This window comes from Sphingomonas bacterium (assembly GCF_903642285.1).
Taxonomy (GTDB): domain Bacteria; phylum Pseudomonadota; class Alphaproteobacteria; order Sphingomonadales; family Sphingomonadaceae; genus Sphingomonas.
This window is the reverse complement of the sequence record NZ_CAHJWJ010000008.1, coordinates 13,968-26,324: the sequence shown is the minus strand read 5'-3', so window position 1 is coordinate 26,324 and position 12,357 is coordinate 13,968. Positions and strand designations below refer to the sequence as shown.

Here is a 12,357-nt window from a genome sequence, read left to right as displayed (position 1 = left end):
CCGATCAGTCGTAAGGGTATCGCAACGTTTTTTTGCGTAGTTGCAATTCTTCACGGCCGGCCAGGTGGAGCAGGCACTCCGATTCGTCCGGACACGTTGCCGAGCGGGGGCTCTAATTTATTAACGTTTCGATCAGATCCACGAAGCTAGTATCAGCAGTCAATTTCCTTTTGGGGAAGGATGCGATGTCTCAGACTCCTCATACGCTGCTTGCGGCTGGCTTCGCGAAGCTTGAGGATTGGCGTGACGGGAAGGTCAACGACACTCCCACACCGGCGATCGGGGCACTCGGGGAGCTTATAGCCTCTAGCGTCCTCGGAGTGCCGATAGTCAGCCAAACCGAAGACCTTTTTGATCTTCAAATGGGATCACGGACAATCGAGGTGAAAGCCCGCACGAAAAACAATCGCATATGTTTGCGCAACAAAACCTGCCACGAGGTGGCGCTCGTGAGATTGGCACGGGGCAAAGATGCCGAGGATAGGCACGCGATTGTTGTCGACTCCATTCGGATACGTTGTGCTTCTAAAGACTGCTCCAATCGTGACTGGCAGACCGTGCCCCATGCGCTACCCCCTTTCCGGCACACGTTTGAGCAAACCTGCGATCTGCTGAAAGCCTATTCAGCAAGCGACACATGACGTTTTTGGCTGGTCCCGCCGGCCCGCCAAGGGATGTAAGACGAGCCTTGGCCTGAGCACATTGAGCGGGCCCACCCGTTCCACCGGAGATCGCGGTTTAGCGCTCACCCACTGAGCGGGTTATCGCTGGTGGGGAGGTGCTCGTCGTCATGTGATGTGGCACCGCTGATATCCGTTCGCCCGACACTATGCGTACAGGTAGCGGAAATCGTTTAATCTGTTCGATCTTTCTCTAACTTATTGCAGGCCCCACGATCGCACGCATCTGATTTCTCCCGAGGTGACCCGTGGCTTACTGACGTACGCAATTCCCTGGCGGACGATCCCTCAGCCTACCGGCAGCACCATAGCTTGCCCGCAAGTCGCTCCAATCAGGCGTGGAAAGGAGGGCACTCATTTGCGTTTCGTGGTGGCTAGGGTGTCCAGCCACAACTTGTGAGGAGAGCGTCCTTTCGAACGCGTGGTAAATATCGGATTTGAAATTGAAAACTGGAGCGGGCGAAGGGATTCGAACCCTCGACCCCAACCTTGGCAAGGTTGTGCTCTACCCCTGAGCTACGCCCGCTCTGGCGCCGTGGCCCGGACGGGTCCGGGCGGGTGAGCCGCGGCCACTAGCAGCGGCTCGGGGGGTTCGCAAGCCCCGTCGGGATCGACCGATCGACACGAACGATTCATGGTAGCGGCCTCGGACTTAGAACATTACAAGAACATAGATGTCCGAGTCGCCAACCCCGATCGCCCGATTGCGGAGCCTAGCCGTCACGGCCACGCTTTCGTCAGCCAGGCTTTCGACGGCGATGATCGTCGACGAGGCCGCATGGCTGACGGACGGGTTGGGCCGCGCACAATTGCACGAACTGTTCGCGATCGATGCCGATGAAGCTGCAGCGGCCGCAGGATTCGCGGTCGCAGTGGCGATCGCTGGCAAGGCGCTGCCGGTGCTGTGGTTGCGTACGATGACCGCCGAACGCCGCGGCGGCCGGTTGCGGGCGGGGGGACTTGGTGAGCTCGGACTGGACTCGCGCGCGGTGGTGCTCGGCGTCGTCGCGGACGAGGCGGCGCTGCTCCGTGCGGCGGCGGATGCGGCGCGCTGTCCGGGGCTCGGCACGCTGATCGTCGAGGCCTGGGGCCCTGCGCCCGGTATCGATCTTACCGCGACCAGGCGTCTGATGCTCGCGGCGGAGGCGTCGGGCGCGACCGTGCTGATGGTCCGTATCGGTGCCGAACCGCGACCGAGCGCGACGGCGACGCGCTGGTCGGTGGCGGCGGCACCGTCGACCGCGCTTGATGCCGATGCACCCGGCGTCCCCGCCTTCGCGGTCGAATGCCTGCGCCGTCGCGGGGGACCGGCGGGGCGACAATGGCGTGTGGAATGGGACCGAGATGCGACATGTTTCCGAAACGCGCCGTTACCTGGCGCTGATCTTCCCCTGGTTGCCGATCGAACGTCTGCGCTCGACTCGCCCGCATTTGTTCGCCGGACGGGATGAAGTGCCGGTCGCGTTCGTCGAAACGCGCGGCAATGCGGTGCGGCTGGTCGCGGTCGACCTTGTGGCGACGCAGGCGGGGCTTGGCCCCGGACTGACGCTGGCGGATGCGCGCGCCCGCGTGCCGACGCTGGAAGTGTTCGAACATGACGCGCATGCCGATCTCGACTGGATCGAACGGCTGGCCGACGGGTGCCAGCGTTACACGCCGATCGTCGCGGTGGTGCCGCCCGATGCGCTGCTGCTCGACATCGCCGGGTGCGTGCACGCGTTCGACGGCAACGAACGCTGGCTGGCGGCGGATGTCGAGACGCGGCTCGCAAGGCGCGGGGTGCTGGTCCGGCATGCGTTCGGCGATACGCCCGAGGCGGCGCAGGCGCTGGCGCGCTTCGCCGGTGCCCCCGCCCCCGACGAGAAGCGCGCGGTGCGCCGCCTGCCCGTGGCGGCGCTCGGGCTCGACGAGGATTCGACGACCGCGCTGTCGCGGGCCGGGCTGAAGACGGTGGGCGACGTGATGACGCGGCCGCTGGCGACCATCGCCGCACGGTTCGGCGAAGAGGCGGCGACCGCGATCCGGCGGCTGTCGGGCGAGGCGCGCACACCCGTCATGGCCAGGCGAACCATCGTACCGATCGCCGCGGAACGTCGCTTCGCCGAACCGATCGCGCGGACCGATATGGTGCTGGCGACGATCGCTGCGCTGATCGCGGAGGCCGGGGAAGCGCTGGAGCAGCGTCATCAGGGCGGTCGCCGGTGGGAGGCGCGGCTGTTCCGCGCCGACGGGCAGGTACGACGGCTGCGGATCGAGACGGGGCGACCGACGCGCGACGTGGCGCTGCTGATGCGGTTGTTCCGCGAACGGATCGACGGGCTGGCGGACCCGCTCGACCCGGGGTTCGGCTACGACCTGATCCGGCTCGACGTCGCGCTGGCCGAAGGGCTGGATGCCAGCCAGTTGAAGCTGGAGGGCGGCCATCATCAGGCGACCGGCGAGGATGCGGTCGCAGCATTGATCGACCGGTTGTCCACGCGGTTGGGCCGCGGCGCGATCCGGCGCTTCGCGCCGCGCGAGAGCCATATCCCCGAACAGGCCGAGCTGCTGCTGCCCGCGACCGACGCGCCCGCCGCTGCCACCGACTGGCCCGCGCTCGAACCCGGCGAACCGCCGCTTCGCCCGATCTACCTGTTCGACCCGCCCCAGCCGATCGACCTGCTGATGGGCGAAGTGCCCGACGGCCCGCCAAAGCGATTCCGCTGGCGGCGCAATCTGCACGAAGTGTCACGCGCCGAAGGTCCCGAACGGATCGCGGGCGAATGGTGGCGACGGCACGATAAGGCGGTGCCGACGCGCGATTATTACCGAGTCGAAGACCGGCGCGGGCGGCGCTTCTGGATCTTCCGTCATGGCCTGTACAGCGAGACGGAGACGCCGCGCTGGTATGTGCACGGGTTGTTTGCATGACGCGCTTTCGCTCGCCGAAGGCGTCGACGCGCTTTCGCCCTGTGGTCGAATGACCGATCCGGCTTTCGCCGAACTGGTCGCGGCGACGAACTATTCCTTCCTGCGCGGCGCGTCGCATCCGTCGGACATGGTCGGCCAGGCACTGGCGCTGGGGCTGAAAGCGATCGGCATCGTGGATCGCAACAGCGTGGCAGGCGTCGTGCGCGCGCATGTCGCGCTTCGCGATGCGGTGGCACAGGCGCGAAGCGCGGGGTTGCCGCCGATCGATTTTCGGCTGGTGGTCGGCGCGCGGCTGGTCCTCGGCGACGGGACCCCCGATATCGTCGCCTATCCCACGACCCGGTTCGGCTGGGGGCGGCTGACGCGGCTGCTGACGATCGGCAACCGGCGCGCGGTGAAGGGTGGGTGCATCCTCGGGATCGACGATCTGCTGACGCATGCCGAGGACCTGTTGCTGATCGTCCTGCCCGACACCAGCATGGAGGATGCGGCCGACCCCCTGCCGGTCGTACGTGGCGGCACCGGCGATGCCGATCCGCCGCCGCGCATCGGGGAAGCGCTGCTGGCGGAAACATTGGCATTGCTGGCCCGCGCCGCGCCGCGCCGTGTGTGGCTAGGAGTGACGATGCCGCGCGGCGGGCGCGACCGCCGGCGGTTGGCTACGCTCGGACAGATTGCCGATGCCGCTGGGGTTCCCGTGCTCGCGACCTGCGACGCGCTTTACGCCGAGGCGGGCGACGGGCCGCTCCACGATATCGTTAGCTGCATTCGTCACGGGGTTCCCATCCAGCAGGCGGGGCTCCGGCTCGCGGCGAATGGCGAGCGGCACTTGAAGGACGCGGTCGAGATGGCGCGGCTGTTCCGCGACCGGCCGCAGGCGGTGGCGGAAAGCCTGGCGTTGCTCGCTCGCATCGCCTTCACCCTCGACGATCTGTCCTATGAATATCCGCACGAGCCGGTGCCTGAGGGTTGGGACCCGCAGGACTGGCTGGAGCATCTGGCGATGGAAGCGGCGCGGACGCGCTTTCCAAGCGGTATTCCCGCCAAATTGCAGGGGCTGCTGGACGAGGAGCTGCCGCTGATCCGCGCACGTAACTATGCCTATTATTTCCTTACCGTGCACGACATCGTGAAATTCGCGCGCGAACAAGTCCCGCCGATCCTGTGCCAGGGGCGCGGATCGGCGGCGAATTCGGCGGTATGCTGGCTGCTCGGCATCACCTCGGTCGATCCGATGAAGCACGATCTGCTATTTTCCCGCTTCGTATCCGCCGAACGCGACGAGCCGCCCGATATCGATGTCGATTTCGAGCATGAACGGCGCGAGGAGGTGATGCAGTATATCTATCGTCGTTATGGCCGCGACCGTGCGGCGATCGCGGCGACGGTCATCCACTACCGCCCCAGATCGACGGTGCGCGAGGTCGGCAAGGCACTGGGACTGACCGAGGATGTGACGAGCGCGCTGACCAGCACGGTCTGGGGCAGCTTCGCCAACCGGTTCGAGGAGAAACGATTCCGCGAGACCGGGTTCGACCCCGAAAATTCCGATATCGCGCGGCTGCGCATGATGGTCGACCGTTTGCTCGAATTTCCGCGTCATCTGTCGCAGCATGTCGGCGGATTCGTGCTGACCGAGGGGCGGCTCGACGAGACGGTGCCGATTCACAACGGCGCGATGGACGAGCGCACCTTCATCGAATGGGACAAGGACGATATCGACGCGCTCGGCCTGATGAAGGTCGATATCCTGGCACTCGGCATGCTGACGTGCATCCGTAAAAGCTTCGACCTGTTACGGCTGCACGGCCTGGGCGATCACGATCTGGATCGCATTCCGCACGAGGACCCGAAAGTCTACGAGATGCTCTGCCGAGGCGACAGTATCGGCGTGTTCCAGGTCGAAAGCCGCGCGCAGATCAACATGCTGCCACGCCTCAGGCCGATCGAACTCTACGATCTCGTCATCCAGGTCGCGATCGTCCGGCCGGGGCCGATCGAAGGCGATATGGTGCATCCCTATCTGCGGCGGCGCGCAGAGAAGGAGATACCCGACTATCCGTCCCCGGCCGCGCCGCACGATCCGGACGAACTGCGCGGCGTGCTTAAAAAGACGCTCGGTGTGCCGCTGTTTCAGGAACAGGCGATGAAGCTCGCGATCGTGGCGGCGGGTTTTACACCCGACGATGCCAACCGACTGCGGCGCGCGATGGCGACGTTCCGCAACGTCGGCAAGATGGAGAATTTCCAGGTCAAGATGGTCGAGGGCATGATCGGCCGCGGCTACGAACGCGAATTCGCCGAACGGTGTTTCAAGCAGATCGAAGGGTTCGGCAGCTATGGTTTCCCCGAAAGCCATGCGCTGTCGTTCGCGCGGTTGGTCTATGTCTCGTCGTGGCTCAAATGCGCGCATCCCGCGCCTTTTTGCGCAGCATTGTTGAACGCGCAGCCGATGGGGTTCTACGCGCCGGCGCAGATCGTCGCGGATGCGCGTGCCCATGATGTAGATATGCTACCGATCGATGTGAATGAGAGCGCATGGGACAATGGGTTGGAGGCCGGTGGATCGGCGGTGCGCCTGGGCTTTCGCCAGATCGACGGGTTCCGCAAGGACTGGGCCGATACTCTCGCGATCGCCCGCACCGCCGGGATCTTCGTCTCGATCGAAGACCTCGCCCGTCGCGCCGGCCTCCCCCAGCGTGCGCTGACCTTGCTTGCGGATGCTGACGCGTTCGGATCGATCGGGCAGGACCGCCGCGCCGCGGCCTGGGACGTGCGGCGGACCCCGCCTGTCCAGCTACCGCTGTTCGCCGCCGCCGCTGTGCCCGAACTCGGCGTCGAACCCGATGCCCGCCTGCCCGACATGCCGCTGAGCGAACAGGTCGCGGCGGATTACCAGATGACGCGGCTGTCGCTGAAGGAGCATCCGATGACCTTCCTTCGGCCGATCTTCGCCGCCGAAGGCGTGCTGTCCTCGGCGCAGGCGGCGAAGACGAAGGACGGTCGCCGTGCGAAGGTCGCCGGCATCGTCCTGGTCCGTCAGCGCCCGGGCAAGGGCAATGCGATCTTCGTGACGATCGAGGACGAGACCGGGATTACCAACGGTCTGTTATGGGCACGCGATTTCGAGGCGAACCGGCGTGCGGTGATGGCGTCGCGGCTGATGGTGCTGGAGGGCACGATCCAGCGCAGCGAGGAAGGGGTGACGCATCTGATGACGGTGCGCGTCCAGGACCGCACCGCCGATCTCGCGCGGTTGTCGAGCGACCATAGGGTCGACCCCGCGCCGATGCCGCCCGACGAGGTGGTGCGCCCCGTCCATACCCGCAGCCGCGATCCGCGGCCGCACCACCCGCGCGACGTACGGCTATTACCGAAATCGCGCGATTTTCACTGATTGCTATGCTTCGCTCGAAGCGAACCGATCAGCCGTCGTAATCGCCGCCCAGATTCTGGTTGCGCGGCGGCGCGGCGGCGGTGAGACGGAGCGCCTCGGCGGAGGCGGCCAGACTGCCGATCGCATCGGCCTCGTCCTCGTCGTCGATCTGCACGCGCTGCAGACCGGATACGACCGATTCCTCGAGGTGATCGGGTCGCACCGTCTGCTCGGCGATCTCGCGCAGCGCGACGACGGGGTTCTTGTCGCGATCACGGTCGATCGTGAGATCGGCACCACCCGAAATCTGGCGCGCACGCTGAGCGGCCAGCAAGACCAGGTCGAAACGGTTGGGGATCTTGTCGACGCAATCTTCGACGGTCACGCGTGCCATATGTACGCTTCCTCAGGGATCAGCTTTATGCGGATAAGCGATCTCGCCTATGCGAGCGGGTCGCGTGAGTCAAGAAAGGCCGGCCGCGCCTGCCGCTCTACGAGGTGTCGGCGCGCCGATCGCGCGCCGTCTAGCCGGACGCCGACGTACCTGCGCTCAGTCCCTCCACCCCCAGTAAAGCTGTGCCGGAGGTACGTTCCACCATTCCATATCATGATCGATCGACGTGAAATGCGGGGTCAGGAAATCCTTCACCTTGGGCGAGAATTGATAGACCAGGAACGCGCCACCGGGCCGCAGCACTTCGTGCGTCGCGGCGGCGATCGCGGGGCCGACGCCGGGGGGGAGCGTCGAGAAAGGCAGGCCCGAGAGCACATAGTCCGCCGCCGCGAACCCGTGATCCGCGACGATCGCGGCCACGTCCGCCGCCGATCCGGACACCGCGGCAAAGCGCGGATCGGTGATGGTGTGGCGCAGATAGCGGATGAAATCGGGATTGGTGTCGATCGCGACCAGCATGGCGTCGGGGGCCATCCGCTCCAGGATCGGGCGGCAAAAGGTACCGACACCAGGGCCATATTCGACGAACAGCTTGCAGTTTTCCCAGTCGACCGGTGCCAGCATCTTGCGGATCAGCCGATCCGACGACGGAACGATCGACCCCACCATTACCGGATGCTTGACGAACCCCTTCAGGAACATCTGCCAGGGGGACGACACCCCCGCCGGGCGTGAACGCGATCGCCTGGCGGCGGTGGTCGAGCTTGGCATCGAATTCCTGACGATCATGACGGAGAATAAGCGTGGCCGAAACGATAGCCCCGTTCCGTCGCACGTTTCCAGAACGATGTTCAAGGGTTCGGGTTGCTGCCCATGGTTTTCGTGCGACTTGGCGTGTCGAGCGCAAGCGCCTAACCGGTTGCGGATGCGCCACCATCGCACCGGCCGGATCGCCGTCATCTTTGCCTCGACCCGCAACCGGACCGACGACGCCGGCTATGCCGCGGCAGCCGAAGCGATGGATGTGCTGGCCGCCGCGCAACCCGGCTACTGCGGCATCGACAGCGTTCGCGACCCGGACGGACGCGGGATCACGGTCAGCTATTGGATCGACGATGCCGCCGCGATCGCGTGGCGCGACCATCCCTGTCATCGCGCGACGCGCGACGAAGGTCGTGCGCGCTGGTATTCGGATTATTCGGTCACCGTCGCACGCGTCGAACGCGATTATGACTGGTCCGGCGAATGACGGCATCTTCGGTCGATCGCCGCTTCACGCTGATGTTCCTGGTGATGCTGACGATCGCTGCGGGGAATACCGCGCTGCAATCGGTGCTGCCCGCGCTCGGTCGGTCGCTTGGCGTGAAGGACAGCGCGGTCGCAGCCGCGTTTTCGGTATCGGCGCTGTTATGGGTCGTCGCCGCGCCGTTCTGGGCGGATCGGTCGGACCATCACGGCAAACGCGCGATGATCCTGCTCGGGGTCGGCGGTTTTTCCGTGTCGCTGACCTTGTGCGGCCTGTTCCTGGCAGCGGGGATCAATCACTGGATCGGCGGAACGCTGGCGTTCGTCCTCTTCATAGGCGGACGGCTGATCTACGGCACGTTCGGATCGGCGGCGCCGCCCGCGGTGCAGGCGATCGTCGCCGGGGAGACGACGCGCGACGAACGGACCAAGGCGCTGACGCTGCTCGCCTCGGCCTTCGGGCTCGGCACGATTCTCGGCCCTGCGCTCGCGCCCTATCTGCTGCTCGGCAAGATCGGCTTCGTCACCGTCGGGCTGGCGGGGCCGGCTTTCGTCTTCGCGCTGTTCGGGGTCGGCGTATGGGTGACCGTCCGGCGGATGCTGCCCGACGACCACGCCAGCCGGACCAGCCCGACGTACGGCGCGACGAGCGCCTATCCCTCGATCGGCGGTGCGCCCACCGGCGCCAGCGTCACCGCCGCGACTGCGCCGGTCGGCGAGCAGGTGGCCTATACCGACCCGCGCATCCGCGCCTGGATGATCGCGGGCCTGGTGATGGGGCACGCGCAGGCGATGACGAGCCAGGCGATCGGGTTCCTGGTCATCGACCGGCTGCACGTCGCCCCCGACAAGGCGCTGGAGCCGACCGGGATCGTGCTGATGATGGGGGCGGGCGCGGCGCTGTTGGCACAATGGGGGGTGATCCCCCGGCTGAACCTCGCGCCGCGGGCGCTGGTGCTGGTCGGGCTGATACTGGCGGCGGCTGGTACCGCGCTGACCGGGCTCGGCACCTCGCTCTACACCATCGCGACCGCCTATGCGTTGGCGAGCCTCGGGTTCGGCTTCACCCGGCCAGGCTTCACCGCGGGGGCTTCGCTCGCGGTCGGGGCGGACGCGCAGGGCTCGGTCGCGGGCAAGGTGACGAGCGTCAACGGCGCGAGCTTTGTGCTCGGCCCGTCGATCGGCGTGGGCCTGTACGAACTCCAGCATTCGCTGCCGTACCTGGCCGCGGGGGCGGCCTGCGCGGTGATGATCGTCTACGCCTGGGCGGCGTTGCGCGAATAAATCCTCCCCGTGCCGGGGAGGATCTACGTTGGTCGAGGAAACGCGAACCCCAGCGGCTGGATCGCCGAGGCGTCCTGTTTCAACCGTGCCGCCATCTGCTCGTAGTCGCGTTCCATCTCGGGCGTCACCGACGCACGCGATTCGCCGAGAGCGGTTTCGAAATCCGCCATTGCCACGCGGTCGGTCGCGATCGAACGGCGCAGCGCGACCAGCCCGGCGCGGCGGACCACGTCACCCAGATCGGCACCGGTGAACCGGTCGGTGCGGTGCGCGACCACGTCCAAGTCGACATCGTCCGCCAGCGGCATCTTCTCCGTCTGGATCGACAGGATCCGCCGCCGCCCGGGTTCGTCGGGCACCCCGACATAGACCAGCTCGTCGAACCGTCCCGGCCGAAGCAGCGCCGGATCGACGAGGTTGGGCCGGTTGGTCGCGCCGATCACGACGACCGATTGCAGTTCCTCCAGCCCGTCCATCTCGGCGAGAATCGTGTTTACGACGCGTTCGGTCACCTGCGGCTCACCGCCGCCACTACCGCGCGCGGGCACCAGCGAATCGAGTTCGTCGAGGAAGATGATGCACGGGCTTACCTGTCGCGCGCGGGCGAACAGGCGGGCGATCTGTTGTTCGCTCTCGCCATACCATTTGCTCAGCAGGTCGGACGATTTGGTCGCGATGAAATTGGCCTGCGCCTCGCGCGCGACCGCCTTGGCCAGCAGCGTCTTCCCGGTGCCGGGCGGGCCGTACAGGAGAAATCCCTTGGCCGGCCGGATGCCGAGGCGGCGAAACGCCTCCGGGTCCTTCAAGGGGAGTTCGACGCCCTCCTTCAGCCGCATCTGCGCATCGTCGAGCCCGCCGACATCCTCCCAGCGGACGCGCGGTGCCTCGACCATCACCTCGCGCATCGCGCTCGGCTGCACGCGCTTCAGCGCGCCGAGGAAATCCTCGCGCGTCACCGACAGCGTTTCCAGCACCTCGGCCGGGATCGTGCGCTCTTCCAGATTCAGCTTCGGCATGATCCGCCGCACCGCCTCGATCGCCGCCTCGCGGGTCAGCGCGGCCAGGTCCGCGCCGACGAAGCCGAAGGTCGTGCGCGCCAATTCGTCCAGATCGACCCGCTCGCCGATCGGCATACCGCGCGTGTGGATGCCCAGGATCTCGCGCCGCCCGCGCTCGTCGGGGACGCCGACGACGATCTCGCGGTCGAACCGGCCCGGGCGACGCAGCGCCTCGTCGATCGCCTCGGGACGGTTGGTCGCGGCGATCACGACCAGGTTCGCCCGGGACTCCAGCCCGTCCATCAACGTCAGCAATTGCGCGACCAGGCGCTTCTCCGCCTCGCCCGACACTTGTCCGCGTTTGGGCGCGATCGAATCGATCTCGTCGATGAAGACGATCGACGGCGCGGCCTTGGTCGCTTCCTCGAACACCTGGCGCAGCCGGCCTTCCGACTCGCCGTACGCCGACCCCATGATCTCGGGACCGTTGATGAGGAAGAACTGCGCGTCGCTCTCGTTCGCGACCGCACGCGCGAGGCGCGTCTTGCCGGTACCGGGCGGGCCATAGAGCAGCAGCCCCTTGGGCGGATCGACGCCGAGCCGCTGGAACAGCTCGGGATAGCGCAGCGGCAGCTCGACCATCTCGCGCAGCTGATCGATCGTCGCCGCCATGCCGCCGATATCGTCGTACGTCACGTCCGCGCGTCGGGCGGCGGCGGGTTCTTCGTACTCCGGACGCAGCTCGATTTCGGTATGCTCGTCGATATGGACGATGCCCTTGGGGCTCGCCGCGACGACCAGCAGCCGGACTTCCTGCAATGCATAGGCCGGCGCGTTCATGAAGCGCTGGACCTGCGGCGGCATGTCGGCGACACGCTGGTGCCCCGCAGTCGCGACGATGTCGCCCTGGCAGAAGGGGCGGCCGAGAAAGGTGCGTTTCAGCGCGTTGCTCGATCCCTGCAGACGGAGGTTCTGCTGCGCGGGCGCAAAGACGACGCGCGTCGCGGGTTTCGACTCGGCTTTGCGCACTTCGACGAAATCGCCTGATCCGACGCCTGCATTGGCCCGCTGAAGCCCGTCGATGCGGATGATGTCGAGGCCTTCGTCCTCCGCATAAGGACCTACCGCGCGCGCGGGGGTCGATTGCTTGCCGAGGATCTCGATCACGTCGCCCTCGCCGACCCCGAGCGCGGTCATCATCGCGCGCGGTAGATGCGCCAGACCGCGGCCGCTGTCTTCGGGCCGGCTGTTCGCCACTTGAACCTTGCGGACGCCCGCTTCCGTATCCGCCATCGTCATTCGCCCCGTTGGTTCGGCATGTGCCGACAGTAGCGGGCGACAGGGGGCCCGGGTTCCGACCGATGGCCCAGCGCGCACGGCAGGGCGCAAAAAAAGGGTCGATCCGTGAGGATCGACCCGTGAAAGTTTTTAGGAGAGGATGCCTGAAAGGCCCGATCCTTCTGGCCGCCA

General features: G+C 66.4%; 9 protein-coding genes and 1 tRNA gene. 6 read left to right on the top strand and 4 right to left on the bottom strand.

Annotated features, from left to right (window positions below):
- Positions 1–185 precede the first annotated feature (185 nt).
- A complete protein-coding gene (locus tag HUU99_RS05820; protein WP_174285641.1) occupies positions 186–641 on the top strand; it encodes a hypothetical protein in 456 nt (151 codons plus the stop codon).
- Between the two features lie 490 nt (positions 642–1,131).
- Here HUU99_RS05820 and HUU99_RS05815 read toward each other — a convergent pair.
- Positions 1,132–1,206 (bottom strand) — tRNA-Gly (locus HUU99_RS05815).
- A 232-nt stretch (positions 1,207–1,438) separates the two neighbouring features.
- Here HUU99_RS05815 and HUU99_RS05810 point away from each other — a divergent pair.
- Genes HUU99_RS05810 through HUU99_RS05800 form a run of 3 tightly spaced genes read left to right on the top strand, consistent with a single transcriptional unit; the run spans position 1,439 to position 6,987 of the window.
- Positions 1,439–2,131, top strand: a complete 693-nt coding sequence (locus HUU99_RS05810; RefSeq protein WP_368039925.1) for a hypothetical protein — start codon at positions 1,439–1,441, stop codon at positions 2,129–2,131.
- Complete coding sequence (locus HUU99_RS05805; protein ID WP_174285639.1) at positions 2,025–3,590, top strand: Y-family DNA polymerase; 1,566 nt, start codon at positions 2,025–2,027, stop codon at positions 3,588–3,590. The genes HUU99_RS05810 and HUU99_RS05805 overlap by 107 nt, the downstream gene beginning before the upstream one ends.
- A gap of 49 nt (positions 3,591–3,639) precedes the next feature.
- The gene (locus HUU99_RS05800) at positions 3,640–6,987 is read left to right on the top strand and encodes an error-prone DNA polymerase (protein WP_174285638.1); all 3,348 of its coding nucleotides are present in this window, start codon (positions 3,640–3,642) and stop codon (positions 6,985–6,987) included.
- Positions 6,988–7,015: 28 nt separating this feature from the next.
- Here HUU99_RS05800 and rpoZ read toward each other — a convergent pair whose 3' ends face one another.
- Together rpoZ and HUU99_RS05790 are read right to left on the bottom strand one after the other, a co-directional pair.
- Positions 7,016–7,360: a DNA-directed RNA polymerase subunit omega gene (rpoZ, locus tag HUU99_RS05795; RefSeq protein WP_174285637.1), complete on the bottom strand. Its 345-nt coding sequence runs from the start codon at positions 7,358–7,360 to the stop codon at positions 7,016–7,018.
- 156 nt (positions 7,361–7,516) lie between these two features.
- On the bottom strand, positions 7,517–8,131 hold the full coding sequence (locus HUU99_RS05790) for a class I SAM-dependent methyltransferase (RefSeq protein WP_174285636.1): 615 nt from the start codon (positions 8,129–8,131) through the stop codon (positions 7,517–7,519).
- A gap of 154 nt (positions 8,132–8,285) precedes the next feature.
- On the opposite strand from HUU99_RS05790, the gene HUU99_RS05785 reads away from it, so the two are divergent.
- Positions 8,286–8,609, top strand: a complete 324-nt coding sequence (locus tag HUU99_RS05785) for an antibiotic biosynthesis monooxygenase family protein (RefSeq protein ID WP_174285635.1) — start codon at positions 8,286–8,288, stop codon at positions 8,607–8,609.
- The gene (locus HUU99_RS05780; RefSeq protein ID WP_174285634.1) at positions 8,606–9,889 is read left to right on the top strand and encodes an MFS transporter; all 1,284 of its coding nucleotides are present in this window, start codon (positions 8,606–8,608) and stop codon (positions 9,887–9,889) included. Before HUU99_RS05785 ends, HUU99_RS05780 begins: the two co-directional genes overlap by 4 nt.
- Positions 9,890–9,912: 23 nt before the next feature.
- On the opposite strand, the gene HUU99_RS05775 is transcribed toward HUU99_RS05780, so the two are convergent.
- Entirely contained in the window at positions 9,913–12,180 is a 2,268-nt protein-coding gene (locus HUU99_RS05775; RefSeq protein WP_174285633.1) for a CDC48 family AAA ATPase, read from the bottom strand.
- Positions 12,181–12,357 lie beyond the last annotated feature (177 nt).

What these genes read in the sequence shown, in the direction of transcription:
- HUU99_RS05800 (WP_174285638.1), top strand. Translation starts at nt 3,640, where the DNA reads ATGACCGATCCGGCTTTCGCCGAACTGGTCGCGGCGACGAACTATTCC.
- HUU99_RS05790 (WP_174285636.1), bottom strand. Translation starts at nt 8,131, where the DNA reads ATGCCAAGCTCGACCACCGCCGCCAGGCGATCGCGTTCACGCCCGGCG.
- HUU99_RS05805 (WP_174285639.1), top strand. Translation starts at nt 2,025, where the DNA reads ATGCGACATGTTTCCGAAACGCGCCGTTACCTGGCGCTGATCTTCCCC.
- HUU99_RS05810 (WP_368039925.1), top strand. Translation starts at nt 1,439, where the DNA reads ATGATCGTCGACGAGGCCGCATGGCTGACGGACGGGTTGGGCCGCGCA.
- HUU99_RS05780 (WP_174285634.1), top strand. Translation starts at nt 8,606, where the DNA reads ATGACGGCATCTTCGGTCGATCGCCGCTTCACGCTGATGTTCCTGGTG.
- HUU99_RS05785 (WP_174285635.1), top strand. Translation starts at nt 8,286, where the DNA reads ATGCGCCACCATCGCACCGGCCGGATCGCCGTCATCTTTGCCTCGACC.
- HUU99_RS05775 (WP_174285633.1), bottom strand. Translation starts at nt 12,180, where the DNA reads ATGGCGGATACGGAAGCGGGCGTCCGCAAGGTTCAAGTGGCGAACAGC.
- rpoZ (WP_174285637.1), bottom strand. Translation starts at nt 7,360, where the DNA reads ATGGCACGCGTGACCGTCGAAGATTGCGTCGACAAGATCCCCAACCGT.
- HUU99_RS05820 (WP_174285641.1), top strand. Translation starts at nt 186, where the DNA reads ATGTCTCAGACTCCTCATACGCTGCTTGCGGCTGGCTTCGCGAAGCTT.